Annotated in this window: 13 protein-coding genes, 1 tRNA gene and 1 pseudogene; 6 read left to right on the top strand and 9 right to left on the bottom strand. The window is 62.1% G+C overall.

Features of this window, described 5'->3' with window-relative positions; genetic code table 11:
* Position 1: 1 nt before the first annotated feature.
* Complete coding sequence (locus ABIF91_RS33320; protein WP_050994920.1) at positions 2-1,252, bottom strand: urea ABC transporter substrate-binding protein; 1,251 nt, start codon at positions 1,250-1,252, stop codon at positions 2-4.
* A 301-nt stretch (positions 1,253-1,553) separates the two neighbouring features.
* On the opposite strand from ABIF91_RS33320, the gene ABIF91_RS33315 reads away from it, so the two are divergent.
* From ABIF91_RS33315 to ABIF91_RS33300, 4 genes are all read left to right on the top strand, one after another.
* The gene (locus ABIF91_RS33315) at positions 1,554-1,934 is read left to right on the top strand and encodes a transposase (RefSeq protein WP_035680187.1); all 381 of its coding nucleotides are present in this window, start codon (positions 1,554-1,556) and stop codon (positions 1,932-1,934) included.
* Positions 1,935-2,632: 698 nt separating this feature from the next.
* Entirely contained in the window at positions 2,633-2,824 is a 192-nt protein-coding gene (locus tag ABIF91_RS33310; RefSeq protein ID WP_157783662.1) for a hypothetical protein, read from the top strand.
* Positions 2,825-3,079: 255 nt separating this feature from the next.
* Positions 3,080-4,057 carry a hypothetical protein gene (locus ABIF91_RS33305; RefSeq protein WP_035681425.1) on the top strand — a complete coding sequence of 326 codons (978 nt, stop codon included), beginning with the start codon at positions 3,080-3,082 and terminating at the stop codon, positions 4,055-4,057.
* On the top strand, positions 4,054-4,509 hold the full coding sequence (locus ABIF91_RS33300; protein ID WP_035681428.1) for a hypothetical protein: 456 nt from the start codon (positions 4,054-4,056) through the stop codon (positions 4,507-4,509). Before ABIF91_RS33305 ends, ABIF91_RS33300 begins: the two co-directional genes overlap by 4 nt.
* A 717-nt stretch (positions 4,510-5,226) precedes the next feature.
* Here ABIF91_RS33300 and ABIF91_RS33295 read toward each other — a convergent pair.
* The 3 genes and pseudogenes from ABIF91_RS33295 to ABIF91_RS33285 form a co-directional block, all read right to left on the bottom strand.
* Positions 5,227-6,302, bottom strand: a pseudogene (locus ABIF91_RS33295) (IS3-like element ISRj2 family transposase); the annotation flags it as partial.
* Positions 6,303-6,411: 109 nt separating this feature from the next.
* Entirely contained in the window at positions 6,412-7,680 is a 1,269-nt protein-coding gene (locus ABIF91_RS33290) for an IS256 family transposase (protein ID WP_038952271.1), read from the bottom strand.
* A 526-nt stretch (positions 7,681-8,206) separates the two neighbouring features.
* Positions 8,207-9,271, bottom strand: coding sequence for an IS630-like element ISRj1 family transposase (locus ABIF91_RS33285; RefSeq protein WP_011084514.1), 1,065 nt, complete (start codon positions 9,269-9,271; stop codon positions 8,207-8,209).
* Positions 9,272-9,316: 45 nt separating this feature from the next.
* Here ABIF91_RS33285 and ABIF91_RS33280 point away from each other — a divergent pair, with 45 nt between their 5' ends.
* Positions 9,317-10,069 carry a hypothetical protein gene (locus ABIF91_RS33280; protein WP_424579620.1) on the top strand — a complete coding sequence of 251 codons (753 nt, stop codon included), beginning with the start codon at positions 9,317-9,319 and terminating at the stop codon, positions 10,067-10,069.
* Positions 10,070-10,194: 125 nt separating this feature from the next.
* Here the strand turns inward: ABIF91_RS33280 and ABIF91_RS33275 are convergent, their stop codons facing one another.
* Positions 10,195-11,538, bottom strand: coding sequence for an IS1380-like element ISBdi2 family transposase (locus tag ABIF91_RS33275; RefSeq protein WP_208086440.1), 1,344 nt, complete (start codon positions 11,536-11,538; stop codon positions 10,195-10,197).
* Between the two features lie 549 nt (positions 11,539-12,087).
* On the opposite strand from ABIF91_RS33275, the gene ABIF91_RS33270 reads away from it, so the two are divergent.
* Positions 12,088-12,357, top strand: a complete 270-nt coding sequence (locus ABIF91_RS33270; RefSeq protein ID WP_028182439.1) for a hypothetical protein — start codon at positions 12,088-12,090, stop codon at positions 12,355-12,357.
* Positions 12,358-12,414: 57 nt separating this feature from the next.
* On the opposite strand, the gene ABIF91_RS33265 is transcribed toward ABIF91_RS33270, so the two are convergent.
* The 4 genes from ABIF91_RS33265 to tnpC all read right to left on the bottom strand — a co-directional run bounded on the left by ABIF91_RS33265 (position 12,415) and on the right by tnpC (position 14,887).
* Positions 12,415-12,488, bottom strand: a tRNA-Gly gene (locus ABIF91_RS33265).
* 252 nt (positions 12,489-12,740) lie between these two features.
* Complete coding sequence (locus ABIF91_RS33260) at positions 12,741-13,037, bottom strand: hypothetical protein (RefSeq protein ID WP_347335881.1); 297 nt, start codon at positions 13,035-13,037, stop codon at positions 12,741-12,743.
* 26 nt (positions 13,038-13,063) lie between these two features.
* On the bottom strand, positions 13,064-13,252 hold the full coding sequence (locus ABIF91_RS33255) for a hypothetical protein (RefSeq protein ID WP_424579619.1): 189 nt from the start codon (positions 13,250-13,252) through the stop codon (positions 13,064-13,066).
* Between the two features lie 90 nt (positions 13,253-13,342).
* Entirely contained in the window at positions 13,343-14,887 is a 1,545-nt protein-coding gene (gene tnpC, locus ABIF91_RS33250; protein WP_224517700.1) for an IS66 family transposase, read from the bottom strand.
* Between the last annotated feature and the right edge of the window lie 138 nt (positions 14,888-15,025).

Raw genomic sequence — 15,025 nt, 5'->3', positions numbered from 1 at the left:
ATCAGCTGTATGGGCTGAACGGCACCGGCTTCGGCGCATCCTTCGACTGCCACAGCACGTCGAAGCCCTGCTTCTCGTTGACCGAGCCGATGAACACGCCGCGCGAGGCGTAGTTGTTCTCGCCGGTCATCTGGATCTTGTAGCCGGATGGACAATCGAAGCTGAGCCCTGCGAACGCCTTTCGCACCTCCGGTACGTCGAACGAATTGGCCTTGGCGGCCGCCATCGCCCACAGATGCACGGCGTCGTAGGCCGAGACCATCGGGTCGATCGCAACGTCGGCCTTGAACGGCACGTTCTTCGCCTTGACGTAGTCCGCCCACTGCTTGAGGAACTTGGCGTTGGCGGCGCCCTTGGCGTTCTGCAGATAGGCCCAGCAGTTGAGATGGCCAACCAGCGGCTCGGTATTGAGGCCTTCGAGATCGGCTTCCACCATGTCGAGGCCAAGCACCGGCACGTCGGTCGCCTTGATGCCCTGATTGGCGAACTCGCGCAGAAAATCCGGGATCGACGAGCCGACCACCGTCAGCACCACGATCGGCTTGCCGCCGCCCTGATCGGCGAAAGCGCGGATCTGATTGACCAGCGTCTGGAAGTTGGAGAAGCCAAGCGGGACGTATTCCTCCTTCCACGCGCTCTCCGGGATACCCTTCGACTTCCAGTACCCCTTGAGCTGCTTGTTGATGGTTCGCGGCCAGACGTAGTCCGAGCCGAGCATGAAGAAGCGCTTGGCGCTGACACCGTCCTCGCTCATCAGGTAGTCGACCGCGGGCAGCACGGAGCTGGCTGGCGGCGAATTGACGTAGACGACGTTCTTGGAATTCTCGTCGCCCTCGAAGTGCAACGGATAGAACAGCAGGCCGTTGGCCTGTTCGACCACCGGCAGTACCGACTTGCGGGACACCGAAGTCCAACAGCCGAACAGCGCCGCGACCTTGTCCTGCTCCAGCATCTGTTTGCCGATCTGCGCATAGAGCGGCCAGTCCGAGGCGGGATCGGACACCGCAACTTCGATGGTGCGGCCGTTGACGCCGCCCTTGGCGTTGATCTCGTCGGCAGCCATGCGCACGACGTGATTGAGCCGACCTTCGATGTTCGCCATCGTGCCGGATGAGGAGAACAGACAACCAAGCTTCACGGTGCCGGCGGCCTGTGCGGAGCGGATGATCGAAGGCGCGCCGAGTGGCGACGTCAGCGCTGCCGCTGCAAGTCCGGTGGTCTGAAGAAACGAACGCCGCGTAAACCTGCTCATGTGCCAACCTCTGTGGTGGAAGTGGCGCGAGTGTTTGTCCGCGGGCGGCGAAGCGGCAACTCCAAATAACCTGCAATGCTGCTCAATCAGTCGGCAAAAATGCTTCTCCGACACGCTTGATGTCAATTTTGCCATTTTGGATCGCCGGCGTTTCGCTGTAGTCTTTTCGGCATCATCACGGCGTCGCAACTCGACACGGTCGGCGCCGCTAATGATAATCGCCGCGGGTGACTGCACGGGCGTGTTGCGCCGGGCGGGCGGTTTTCGTTCTGCAGCTACGCAACGATGAAAGCGTGAGCCCATGCGCCACTCGCAGCACACCGACACCGAGATCCTGTATCTGTTGCACGAGGCTGAAACCGGTATTTCGATACCGGAAATCTGCCGGACGGCCCACATTTCCGAACGAACGTTTTATAGATGGCGCAAGCGCTACGGCAGCCTGACGCCACCGGCGCTCTTGGCCATGAAGGAATTGCAGTCCGAGAACCGGCGGCTGCGTACGCTGCTGAGCAGGCTGTCGGAAAGCGCCGACACAACAGTCCGTACAACATCCGAAACTCCGCGGGCACCGGTCCGTCCCGACTGCGGGTTCGCGCCGCGGCCCGCTCCCTTCGACGTACCCGATCGGGCCCGCGGCGCAACGCTCGGCCGTTTCGCGTTCGTGCGCGGCACGCGCTGAGCCAGGAGGTCAGGTTGGCCGATGGCGTTCGGCGGCAATCGCCGACAGACGCGCGACATGCATGGCGTTCACTGGTGCGGCTGGAAGACGAGACGATCACCCGAGGATCCGAGCGCGACAAGCCCTGCGTCCGGCTGGACAGCAACAATTCGAGCAGATTTGTGCGCGCTGGCTGGAGCCGCCACTCGAGCAGCCGCTCCGCTTCGACCTGCGCCCATTCTCGGAAGACCTGGAGCAGGCGTGGCAGCGTTCACTTGCCTATCTGCACTCGATCGAAGGAGGCAGCCTGCCGCTCGCGCCCGCGGTAATAGGAAGGTTCTGAAGGCCGCGTTGAAGCCTGCATCATAACGGCGCGGCTTGGGAGCCGGTTCTCGCCGCCCTTGATCGGCGCTTGCAACACCTTGGCTCAATGTAAACCGGAGCAGAGCCAGCCCGGATTGGCGCGCGGAGCAGCGAGTTACAACGGCTACGCTAAGGATTCGAAAGCGGTCTGATCGCCATCGACAACGCCAAGGATTCGATTACGCGGATCGGCCGAATTGTGTTGGAGCGGGTGAAGGGAATCGAACCCTCGTATTCAGCTTGGAAGGGTTTTGGCGACTGAAGGCGATCAAGGCTCATTCGGACAAAACCGCCCTAAACGTCAGCATTGAACCATTTATGCTTTTTGCCGCTGTCCGAATGCGGAGGGCGGCATCATGAGTGCGCCCGGCCGCCTCGAACACCAGAGCGACGAACACCGCGCCGACCGCGGTCACCTGCACGTCGTCGAGCGCGATGATGGCGCCTATCAGGTTGGGCTGATCGATGAGCTGGCGACGGGGCCGTTTCCCTCGCGCCGGTGTGCCGAGGCTTTGGCTGCCACGGCAAGACCACGCGCTCCTCCCTGAAGAATAGAAACGCCGCCATCCCGGCGAAGGATGGCGGCTGATTTCTCAGGCGATGGTGCCGTTGACGAGACGGAACCGTTCAGTTGCAGCGACGAACACCGACCAAGGACATCCGTGATGCTTTCCCATCATATGCAGCCAAGTGGCCACGATGACAAGCCCCACGACCGAAATCTCGATCTGGTCGACCGAGGTCCAGGCTTCGATCCTGGCAGTCCGATCCCTACGAGACGTGCCGAAGTTCGGGCGGCCGTCATGAGCGGCGCCATCAAGGCTGAAGACCGCATGGTCGCCGAAGCCGTGCTGTCGCGGATGCAACCTGACCGGAACCGCAACTGGCACACCGTTCGCCCGTTCACGACCGGCGAGATAGCCGCCGCAACTCACCTAAAACCGCGACAGGTCGAACTCTCGATGGCGAGGCTCCGGAAGGCATTTTCATGGTGGCGCGGACGCCGGACCGAAGGCGGCAACGTTTACCGGATGGGGCCAGACGGGGTGATGGTTGGTAGTTCGCTACCACACTCCCGCGCGTTTACGCGTGACGCCAAGAAGGTAGCCAAGGAAGAGGCTATCAGTAAGGAACCAACCTCCAACAGTCTTAGTGAGGATAGAGGAACCGATGACGTTCCTCTCGCTGATCTGCTGAAGCGCTGGCGTGTGGCCCTGCCCGAGGAAATCGTGCTGTTCGGTCTAGGGCTGGGCCTACCAAGGCGTCTGGTCCTAGCGGCGGCGGATCGCTTCGTGGAGTACTACACCGCACATCCGGAGCGCATGCGAGGCGATCCGACGCAGATGTTCTGCTCGCAAATCTGGCTGCCGCGCGACGCGGCACGCTTCGTAGCGAAGCATGGCGTCATCGTCGATCAGGTCCACGTCAGAAGCGATCTTGCCGTGGTTTCCAATGACGACGAAAAGACCGCGCCTGGACCCTCAACAGTCCCGCTGCCGAGCGAAAAGCAGACGCGGGGCTTAATCGATCGCTTCACACAGGCGACGCCTCTGCGGAAGCCGTGGGAGTTTGTGGACACACGGCCGTCGGATGCAGGCTGGTTCGACCTGCGCGATCAAGGTGGGGAAGACCCCTTCGGGACATTCAACAACGGTGATGGCGGCTTCGGCGATGTCAGGAGCTTCGACTTCGGCGTCCCCGATGACGACGATCTAGGAGATCGCGGTCGTGGCTGGCAGCGATCCTGCACATGGGAAACAACCGTGGAGACTGCGTCGTGAAGCCGTCGGACGTGATGTCGTCGTCGCCAGCCTTTGCCGCATTGGGCGCGTCCGCGCGGTCGGCGCTTCGCGCGATTTTAGAAGAGGTCGACGTGCCCGGCGCGACGGTGGAGTTGAGCACGGCGTATTTCCTCGAAGCCGGATTGTCGTTGACCGCCGTACGGAGCGGTGTTGCCGACCTGGCAGCGCTGGAGTTCATCACGGTCACGGGCCGCGCGACCTCGGTCAGGAAGTTCGCTCTGTCCGACGGATGGCGCGGAATTTCCGATCGAGCTGAAGCTGAGCGTCGCCTTGCGGCGGCTAGAGCGGCCAAGGCGGCGCAGCGGCCGTCGCGGCGGCGTCCTGCAACAGTCGCGGCAAAACCATCCACCATTGATGCCGGCAATGGTCGTCTGCCGGAGGGCGTGCGGCGGTCGACGTGGCCGAACATGCCTTGGGAGAGCGCGCCATGATCGGAGCGCGCGAAAATGTGCAGCACGTCGAGCGCGGCAATAGACAGGCGCGACGGGCGCGACGATCGAGGGTTGCGAGATTTGGACGCGGTCGGAAGACGCTCCACACTGCGCTTCTGGATGTGGGCGAAATCGGCCTGCATCCGTACTCCGACGTCATGCGCAGTGCGGCGAACTTTTGGAGGGCGAGCGGTCCCTCGTCGACGACCTGCTTCCTTTGCGAGGCCGCATCACCGCACCCTGCGGCGTTCATGTTCGCCTGGTGCGGCGAGATACCGAAGCAGGCGGCAGTGAGCGGTTTGTGTCGCCGATGTTGGAACGACGCTGATGCAGTCGCGATCGATGAAGCGGCCACGCGTGTGCTTCAGCAGATTTCGGCCGGAGGACGTTTCCTTGATCCGCGATCGGTGCAGCCATGAAGACCGTGCGCGCGGTCGACGTCGCGGACGCCGAGCCGACCAGCCTTCGCGGACCTGGGCGGCGCACGCCGGACACGCGGGCGACGATCTTCATTAGAGATACGCTGCTGGTCGAGGCCGCGTTGTTGTTTCATCGCGGCGTGTCGAACAGTGCAGCCGCCGCCGCAATACACCGCCGGTTGGCGTTGTATCGCGCGGGTGGCTGGCGTCGGCATCGCGCCGACGAACAACTTCCGACGGCTTTGGTCGGAAAAATCGAGGAGTTACTTTGGCATCTGCTGAAGCAGCACGACGCTTTGCCTTCAGAGCGCGAGTGAGGGCGTCCCTGATTGTAGAAGGCCAGATACTTGGCAATTGACGCTCGCGCCTCGGACACGCTGTCGTAGGCGCGGAGATATACTTCTTCGTATTTGACCGTGCGCCAGAGCCGCTCGACAAACACGTTGTCGCGCCAGGCGCCCTTGCCGTCCATGCTGATGGCGATCTTCGCGTCCAGCAGCACATCGGTGAACTCGAGGCTGGTGAACTGGCTGCCCTGATCCGTGTTGAAAATCTCGGGCCTGCCGTGCTTCGCCAACGCCTCCTGGACCGCTTCGACGCAGAAGGCCGCCTCCATTGTGATCGAGACGCGATGGGCCAGGACCCGTCGGCTGAACACATCGACGACCGCCGCGAGATAGACGAAGCCACGCCGCATCGGAATGTAGGTGATGTCCATTGCCCACGCATGGTCGGGCCGCTCGATCTTCAATCCGCGCAACAGGTACGGGTAGATCTTGTGACCCGGAGCCGGCTTGCTCGTGTTCGGGCGACGATAGACCGCCTCGATCCCCATGCGCTTCATCAGCGTCGCGATGTGGCGGCGACCGGCGTATACGCCCTCCCGCCGCAGCAACGATCGCAGCATACGCGCTCCCGCGAAGGGATAATCGAGATGCAGCTCATCGAGCCGACGCATCAAGGCAAGGTCCTCGGCCGAAACTGGCCGAGGTTCATAGTAGACCGTGCTGCGAGCCAGCTTCAGGACCTTCGCCTGGCGCACGATAGAAAGATCATGATCGCGGTCGATCATCGCTTTGCGCTCAGCAGGCCCGCCTTGGTGAGCGCGCCGGACAAAAAATCGTTTTCCAACGCCAGCTCGCCGATCTTGGCATGTAACGCCTTCAAATCGACCGGCGTCTCGGCCGATGTCTTGTCATGCCCAAACACGCCGGCGGCGCCTTCCAGGAGCTGGTTTTTCCAGATCGTGATCTGGTTCGGATGAACATCAAACAGTTGCGCCAGCTCCGCCAGTGTCTTGTCGCCTTTGACCGCAGCCAAAGCAACCTTCGCCTTGAATGCCGGAGAATGCGTCCGGCGGCTCTTCTTCGTCATCTTCGCTCCTGATTCGCAGCAAGAATCCTCGCCGCTGTCAGGCAGAAAATCCACTCAAGCTACTGTCCGAATTTGCGAGCTATGGCTGATTTTGGGTGACGCGGCCTGATCAGGCGGCGTGGCTTTCAGTGTTCGGAATGACTTCGATTCCGTCGATGAACTTTACACCGGCGATGACTTTCGGCAACTGGTTCGTGCTCTTCAATCGCCGCCAGGTCTTCGATGCGGCGTCGATGAGCTTGAACACCATCAGCTTCGCAGTTTGTTGCGACAGCGATCCCTTGGTCCGCACCGTTCGGTGGCGCACCGTGGCGAAGACGCTCTCGATCGGGTTCGAGCTGCGTAGGTGGATCCAGTGCTCAGCAGGGAAGTCGAAGAAGGCGAGCAGCGCATGGCGATCCTTGATCAGGCACTCCACCGCACGTCCGTATTTGACGTGGTATTTCTCGACGAAGACGTCGATCGCGGTTTCAGCTTCGGCCCGGTGTGGGGCCAGATAGATGTTCCGCAGGTCGTTCTTCATGGGGCCCTGCACGGATTTGGCGACCTTGTCGAGTACGTTGCTCACTTTATGGCACCAGCATCGTTGGTGCCGCGTGCCGGGAAAGGCCTCGTCCAGTGCCTTCCAGAAGCCGAGGGCGCCGTCGCCGATGGCGAGTTGCGGGGCAATCCGTAACCCGCGTTGCCGCAGGTCGATCAGGAGTTCGCGCCAGCTCTGCGCGCTCTCGCGCACGCCGACCTGGAAGCCGATCAGCTCCTTCTTGCCTTCCGGCGTGGTGCCAATCAGCACCAGCATGCATTCGCTGTGATCTTCCATGCGGGCCTGCAGGTACACGCCATCGGCCCAGATGTAGACATAGCGACGCGCCGACAGATCGCGTCTCTGCCAGCGTTCGTACTCGACCTGCCAATCGGCCTTCAGGCCGGCGATCACCGAAGGCGACAGGTTCGGCGCATCCTTGCCGAGCAGCGCCGAGAGCGCCTCCTGGAAGTCGCCGGTCGAGATGCCGCGCAAATAGAGGACCGGGATCAAGGCATCCAGGCTCTTCGTCCGCCGCGCCCATAGCGGCAGGATTGCCGAACTGAAGCGGAGGCGGTCGCCTGGCCCGCTCGCTCCGCGGTCGCGGACCTTGGGACGAGCGACCTCCACCGGACCGATGCCGGTCGCAATCTCGCGCACCGGACCGTGCCCATGTCGGACCAGGCGCGCTCGACCGTCGGGCAGCGTCAGATTGGCCGTGCTGGCCAGAAACGCGCCAACCTCGATCTCGATCGCCCTGGCAAGCAGGTCCCGCGCGCCGGCACGAACGATATCGGTCAGTGGATCATCAACCGCGGACGGCTGACGGAAAGCAAGAACATTGGTAGTCTCGGTCATGGCGTATCGCTCTCCTCGAGAGGTTCTGGCAGGCTCGTCACCCGCCTCGATACGCCGCCTTCCTCACACCGTCATCACCCAGATTCCGCCATAGCTCCGAATTTGCGGGGCCAGCTCTGAGGAACCGTCGCTGGATGCCAAACGTGCAGCGCCCAAGCGGAAATTGAATGTCGCACGGTTCCTCAAGGATGCGCGAGAGGCTGGCGAGCGTGGTACAGTGAGCGTCGAAATCGTCTATGCCGAAGGCACACGGATCATCGTCACGGCATCGAACCAACATGAAGCGAGCGTCGAACCGGCGGAGACGTCTGCCCAGCTGTTGAAACTTATCCGATGACCAAGTTGCCACGCACCGCCCAGCCCTTGCCCCGATATGTCGAGCGGAAATCTACCAAGGCCGGATGGGGCTACTTTTGGCACCTGCCGACATGGGCCAAGAAGGCCGGTTGTCCCATTCATAACGAACCGCTTGGCCTCGACTACGATGTTGCCGTTAAGCGCGCCGAAACGATCCTATTACCCGGAATCAGAGCTGAGTGATACGGCGGCCTTTGAAACGGCGTTGACGGACCTTTTTCTTGGTCCAGACGAAGGGCTCGGCTCTGTCGTTGTATGCGTTGACGTAGGCATCGATGTGTTCCTGAAGCTGCTTGAGGCTCGTGAAGGAGGTGCCGCTGAGCGACTGCCCCTGCAAGATGGAAAACCATACTTCGACCTGATTGAGCCATGACGCACTTGTCGGCGTGAAATGAAATTGCACGTTGGGGTGGGCCTTGAGCCAGTCCTCGTTCTTTTTATGGGTGTTGAGGTTGTCGAGGATGACGTGAAGCTTGCGGTTCGGAAAAGTCGCGGTGACGCTGTTCATGAAATCGAGAAACTCGACGCGGCGCCGGCGTTTTGAATGGGTCGCGATGATCTTTCCGGTGGCGACTTCGAGCGCCGCAAACAATGTTGTGGTGCCATGCCGCTTGTAATCGTGGCTTTGGCCGGTTAAGGCGCGGCCATTGGGCAACTTCAGATAACCCTGCGCTCGCTCCAAAGCCTGGATCGAGGGCTTCTCGTCCACGCACAGCACAATGGCCTTCGCCGGCGGCGCGACATAGAGGCCGACAACATCGGCGGCTTTGGCCGTAAAGTTCGGGTCGTTGCTCTCGCACCAGGACTTGCGAGCCACCAGGTCAATCTTGTGGCTGCGCAGGAACCGCCAGACATATTGGACATCGACATCGCCCAGCGCCTCGGCCAGCAGGGGGCCGGTCCAGCGCGCAAACCCTTGCGGTGGCGGCTTATCCAGCAGCTTCAGAATCCGCTTGTCGGTCGTCTTCGTATAGATCGGCTGCTTGCCAGGCCGCGGCTTGTCTTGCAGCCCTTCAAGGCCATGGTCGGCATAGCGATGCCGCCAAAGGCTGACAATCCGCGGCTGGACCCCAACTTCCTTGGCGATCGACCGGGTGCTGCGCCCATCCGCCGCCAACAGAACTATCCGCGCCCGCTTCAAATCGCGCTGCAACGTCACCGGTGAGCGACAGCACGCCTCAAGCACCTTGCGATCTTTCCTCGAAAGGTGGACTTCTCTTGCTTCGGGTATCATCCCGACCTTGAATCACGACTCACGTTCCAAGAAAAGTGGGCACTATTGCCAGCCTTCGATGCGTGGCGCTCGGGTGACCGCGCCATTGTATCCACGCAGCTGCCCATCGTGGCGCAGATCGGATCGCTGGATTGGGTGTTCGCTGAATATCGCGCCGACCGCCGCTATACCAAACTGGACGGGAAGACGAAGCGCAACCACGAGCACGGCTTCAAGCTTGTCGGCGGCTACGTCCTCAAAGATGGCACGCGACTTGGCGCTCGCCGCGCTGCGCTGATCGACACAAGTGTCACCGACGCACTCTATGAGGCTCTGCTCATCGTGAAGGATGACGATGGCAAAGTAATCGGTGAGCGGCGCACGACGATCAACCATGCAATGAAGAGTTGTCGCCGAGCATGGAATGATTGCACACGGCGCAATCCCGGCAAGCTGCCGCTGGTCAATCCGTTCGCCCAGATGGGCCTTCGTTCGTCTGATCGCGAAACGCCGACCGCGACCTATGATCAGCTCCAAGTATTCCGCGCTAAGGCGAAAGAGCTTGGCCTGCCATCGCTGGCGACCGCCACACTGATCGCCTGGGAATGGTTACAGCGCGAGACGGACATCTTCGCCACGTTCGATGTCGGGCATTATCGACCTAAAGATCGCCCGGACATGGTGCGTGTGATCGATGAAAAGACCAAATCGGAAAGCTGGTTACCGCTGTTCGACGATGCGCGCACGCCGCTCTATCCCGAGCTGATGACGGAGCTAGCCCGTCCTATTCGTGAGAGTGCGGCTTTTGGGCCCGATTGATGCGGCCGCACATCTTGTCTGACGAGGCGCACAGGATTGCCTTCGGCTTTTCGCCGCCTGACGACCGGTACTTTGCAACGCGCTTGAGGGATGGGTTGGGCGAACGGGGGCGGACGCCCCGCCGGTCAAGGACCGAGCGGCAGCAGCGCGCCGGGCAAGCCGCAGATCAGGTCGGCTTCGGGACATGCCGCGGCAAACGCAAGGCGAATGCGGCTCGTGGTCTCGACGACACGGGCGGCGATTTTCAAGAGCCGAAGACGCAGCGTCGCGAACTCGGCAGCGGCCAATTCCCGGGCTTTGGGAATGGCGTCGCGCACGGTCAGCATCAGCCAATAAGCGGCCGTATGGAGCACGAGACGGACCTGGTTGGCGAGCGCCGAACGGCAGCTGGTGCGATCGGAGGCGAGCTGCGTCTTATGCAGCTTGATCAGATTCTCGGCTTGGCCGCGCGCGCAATACAGGCTGTCGTAGATCCACTCGGCCGAGCCGACATCGAGGCTGGTGACGACGAAGCGGATGTCGAGGCCGAGCATCGTCGCCTCAATACGGGCGACAGTGCGCCGTTCGCGATCCCAGGACTTTGCCTTGTGGCGCGTCTCGGTATAGCCACGCAGAACCGGCAGGTTCTCGATGGCGCGTCGCGTGCGGATGTCGTCGGCGACCTCGTCGACTTTTCTGGCGAGAGGCTTGGTGCCGGACAGACCGAAGATGTAGTCGATGCCGTTGGTCTCGCACCACGCCATGGCCTCCGGCCGGGCATAGTGCCCGTCGCCACGGAACGTAATTTGCGTGTTGTGCCATCGCGTCCGGATATGCCGTACCAGGCGGCGCAGATGGGCACGCACCTCGACGCCGCCCGGCGTCTTGCCGGGCCGCAGCACGACGGCCACGGGCCGGCTCTTCTCCGTGTCGTAGACGTGGATCGGCAGGAAGCAGCGTTCGTCATAATGAGCGTTGAACAGCGAGAGCTGCTGATGGCCGTGGACGACGTCGCAGGTATCATCGATGTCGAGCGTGACGGATGCCGGCTCGCGCGGGTAGCTATCCATCCATGCGTCGACCAAAGTGTAGGTCAGCCGGATCACGTCGCGCAGGCGCGGAGCATTCTCCAGCCGCGACAGCGTCGGCTGGGAACACAAATCCCGGCCCGTGTCCGGTAGGCGACCGCAGGCCAGCTTGAATGCCGGATCGGACCTCAGATGATCGAGGTCGTCGGCGTCCTCGTAGCCGCAGCAGATCGCGAACATGCGAGCGCGGAACATATCGACCAGGCTGTGCACGACCCGCGTCGGATCGCGCCGATCCGGGAACACCCGGGCCAGATTGTTGGCCAAACCGAGACGCCGCTCGGCCATCGCCAGAAGCATCACGCCCCCGTTCGAGGTTAGGCGCCCACCATCGAAGGCAGCTGTGACTTTCTTGGCGTGAACGGCTGGAAACGAGAAGGGCGGAATCGTATCGTCGGTCATGGCGGGCGTGGCGTTCGCGGTTGGAGGTGATGGGGTTGGCTTCGCAACCGAATCCTACGCCGCATCAGCGCTTTACCCCTCAGGCGCACTCTTACGAATAAGACGGGTTAAGTTGAAGAAAGATTGAGTGACTCCCGATCATTTCTGTGCCGAAACGTGGAGTCGCGGTCGTGCCGCGTCCAAAGAAACCGGCGCGAGCGGCCTATTAGACGCGGTAGGTGCTCAGCCTCCGAAACGAGACTATCAAGCATGAAGAGATCGAGCGCGAGGCAGAGGTTTTATTTGTGTTGAATTCTTGCTTCTCGATAGTGGTCTGAAATCGTATCATCGGTCATGGCGGGCGTGGCGTTCGCGGTTGAAGGTGATGGGGTGGCTTCGCAACCGAATCCTACGCCGCATCAGCGCTTTACACCACGCTCGCCAGCCTCTCAGGCGCCCTCTCGCGAATAAGACGGGCTAGATGCCATCAAGCGCGAGCGCATAGGCGGCTTGATGCTGCGGCGGGACTGGGGCGAGCGCGGACCATGGCCGACTTGGCCCAAGCCAGACATGCCGGACTTCACGCACATGAGCCGGAAGGTGAAGGAAGTGATTCGGGCCGCCGAGCTGCCGGACGAGTTATCGTTCGCATCATTCCGGCACGGAGGTCTTACCGAAACCGGCGATGCCGAACTGACTGATCGCGAGATATTGGCCCAGAGCAGGCACACCACGGTTAAAGTGTTGCCGAAGTACGTCAAGCGCACCACGAAACAGATCGTCGCCGGGACTAAGAAGCGTCGAGCCACCAGAACAAAGGACGGACACTTGTCCGAATGAGCGGCAGCCGCCTTGTCCGAACGGAAAACTGGAGATGTGCGAAGTGCTTGATTTTGTTGGAGCGGGTGAAGGGAATCGAACCCTCGTATTCAGCTTGGAAGGCTGCTGCTCTACCATTGAGCTACACCCGCGTCGGCCGATCCCCTAACACGGCCGGGCGGCGGTCTCAACTGCCGAGGAGGTCGCTTTCTCGGCTCTCACGGGCTTCGCGGACCGCCCCGGTTCCTCCGGACCCGCCGCCCTTAACAGCAGCGGCAAGGCTGTCTATATTGATGTTTCCCGAAACCAACGAAAGGAGGTGATCCAGTGTCTTATCTCAAGCGCTGTCACCTCGCTGGGATCGCCCGCTGAGCTTTGAGTAAAGGCTTGGCATCGGGGCGTTCTCAGCCCTGGACCAGCGAGCAAGAAATCGGGCGCGACGGGGCCTCCCCGCCGCGCCTTTTCCTTGCGATTTCCTTCAAACTGGAAGCCGGCCAGCCGGCGCGAAGCCGCTCGCGCGGCGCGACGGCGGCGATCAGCATGCCGAGGCACCGAGCCCACGACTTGCACGGTGCGGCTCGCCGCCATGCAGCACCGTGAAGAGGCTCGTCAGAAGGCACGGGACGGACAGCCTTGCCCGTCCGGCTCATCATTGCGAGCAGGAACGGCATCGCCGCGATCGACAATTGCAGGACGTTCATATGAACGACCGGTTCGCCGAAAGCCTTCAGAAGCCGCAGATGTTGAGCGCGCGCGGCCGTTTGCCGCGCCGGCTTTCCACGATCCGCTCGCCGCCGTTCTCGGCCGAGCTGCCGTAATAGCGGTGATGACCGGCCTGGTCGTGCAGATCGGCCGGCTCCGACTGTCCCGCCCGCCGCGCGTCGCAGATGATCTGTAAGCGACGGTCGCGTCCCACTCGCAAAGGTTTGGCGTGGGGATTGCAGTCTGTTGATCAACGTGTTTGCAAATCGTTGGCGGGGGGTATGGAGGCGGCAACGACGGAGAATTACGAGGTGCGGCCGAACGACCAGGGCAGGAGCTCGTCGATCCGGGACTGCGGGTGACCGGTTGCGATCGCTTTGAGCGTCGCTTTCATCCAGACGTAGGGCTCCACGCTGTTGATTTTGCAGGTGGCGATGAGCGAAGCTATGCGCGCCCATGAACGACCACCTTCGTCGTGACCAGCAAATAAACTATTTTTACGCGTCAGAGTCAGCGGCCTGATTTGATTTTCGACGGGATTGGTGTCCATCTCAACGCAACCATCGTCGAGAAACAAGGTGAGGCCATCCCAATGGTTCAGGAGATAGGCGATCGCCTTGCCCATCTCGCTGCCCGGCGACAGGCGAGCGGCTTGCTCGCGCAGAAACCTCTCGAGTTCAGCGACGAGCGGCCGTGATCGCTCGTTACGGGTCGTTTGCCGAGCCGGGGCGTCGGCGCCACGGATCTCCTTCTCGATCGCATAGAGTGCGGCGATGCGCGCGAGAACGGCTTCGGCGATGGGTGAGCCGGCTTTCGGAGTCGCTGCGATGATCTTGCGCCTTGAGTGGGACCAACATGCGGCCAGCCGCAGCGGCACGCCGCCTTTGCGCTTGGGCCGTGCGAGCCGATGATAGCCCTGGTATCCGTCGACCTGAAGGATGCCGTCGAAGCCCTCGAGGATGCGCTCAGCATGGTCACCACCGCGTCCTGGCGCGTAGTGGTAGACCACGATTGGTGGATCAGCGCCGCCGTGGCCGCGATCGTCGCGCAGGACAGCCCACAGATAGCCGGTCTTCGTTCGGCCCCGGCCCGGATCGAGCACAGGCGCCCTGGTCTCGTCTATGAACAAGCGGCCCGATTGCTTCATCACGACGCTCATGCGCTCGACCAGCGGCGCGAGGTGGAAGGCGACCGTTCCCATCCAGTCTGCCAGAACGGCGCGATCGATGAAGATGCCATGCCGAGCCAGAACCTGCGACTGACGATAGAGTGGCATGTGCTCGCTGAACTTGGCGACCGCCACCTGCGCCAGCAGCGCCTCGGTGGGGATGCCACCCTCCACGAGATGGGCGGGCGCCGGCGCCTGAGCAACACCGGTGCAGCCCTTTGCGCAGGCGTAGCGCGGTCGCACCGTCTCGATCACACGATACTGGGCGGCCATGACATCGAGACGGCGGGAGCGATCCTCGCCGATCTGGACCATCCGGCCGCAGCCGCAGGGACACTCGAGGTTCTCGGGTTCGATCACCTGCTCGATGCGCGGCAGGTGCGCGGGAAAGGCACGGGCAGCGCGCCTGGTCCGGCGGCTGGACGGCGCCGTGCCGGCGCGGCGCGCACGATCGTCCTGGCGTTCCTGGACTTCGGCGATGGCAATCTCGATGTCCTCGAGAACCAGTTGCATCTGATCGGGATTGAACTTCTCCGAGCGTTTACCGAAACGTGCGCGCTCGTACTCCTTCACGAGCAGTTCGAGGCGTTCGACGCTCTCTTTGGACGCAGCCAGTTCACTCTCGACATGAAGGCGCGCCGAGCATTCATCGTCTGCGCGACGACGCTCGGCTTCAATCATCGCTTCCTGCGCGCGGAAGAGCGCGCGCAAATCGGCGGGCAGCGCTGCAAGACGGGCGGGATCAATGGGGGACGGCGGCACATGAGGGTGTCAGTAACTCGGTGTAAGATGGTTTCTGTGAGTTTACCTTTGACAGGA

The sequence above is a fragment of the Bradyrhizobium sp. USDA 241 genome, assembly GCF_049739505.1.
In the GTDB taxonomy this organism is placed as follows: Bacteria; Pseudomonadota; Alphaproteobacteria; order Rhizobiales; family Xanthobacteraceae; genus Bradyrhizobium; species Bradyrhizobium liaoningense.
The sequence above is the reverse complement of the archived record's forward strand: the minus strand, read 5'-3'. Positions and strand labels throughout refer to the sequence as shown.

Excerpts from the sequence above, each read along its gene's own strand:
- ABIF91_RS33290 (WP_038952271.1), bottom strand. The coding sequence starts at position 7,680 with ATGACCGAGACTACCAATGTTCTTGCTTTCCGTCAGCCGTCCGCGGTT.
- ABIF91_RS33275 (WP_208086440.1), bottom strand. The coding sequence starts at position 11,538 with ATGACCGACGATACGATTCCGCCCTTCTCGTTTCCAGCCGTTCACGCC.
- ABIF91_RS33310 (WP_157783662.1), top strand. The coding sequence starts at position 2,633 with ATGAGTGCGCCCGGCCGCCTCGAACACCAGAGCGACGAACACCGCGCC.
- ABIF91_RS33320 (WP_050994920.1), bottom strand. The coding sequence starts at position 1,252 with ATGAGCAGGTTTACGCGGCGTTCGTTTCTTCAGACCACCGGACTTGCA.
- ABIF91_RS33305 (WP_035681425.1), top strand. The coding sequence starts at position 3,080 with ATGAGCGGCGCCATCAAGGCTGAAGACCGCATGGTCGCCGAAGCCGTG.
- ABIF91_RS33270 (WP_028182439.1), top strand. The coding sequence starts at position 12,088 with ATGCCGGACTTCACGCACATGAGCCGGAAGGTGAAGGAAGTGATTCGG.
- tnpC (WP_224517700.1), bottom strand. The coding sequence starts at position 14,887 with ATGATTGAAGCCGAGCGTCGTCGCGCAGACGATGAATGCTCGGCGCGC.
- ABIF91_RS33285 (WP_011084514.1), bottom strand. The coding sequence starts at position 9,271 with ATGATACCCGAAGCAAGAGAAGTCCACCTTTCGAGGAAAGATCGCAAG.
- ABIF91_RS33315 (WP_035680187.1), top strand. The coding sequence starts at position 1,554 with ATGCGCCACTCGCAGCACACCGACACCGAGATCCTGTATCTGTTGCAC.
- ABIF91_RS33260 (WP_347335881.1), bottom strand. The coding sequence starts at position 13,037 with ATGAACGTCCTGCAATTGTCGATCGCGGCGATGCCGTTCCTGCTCGCA.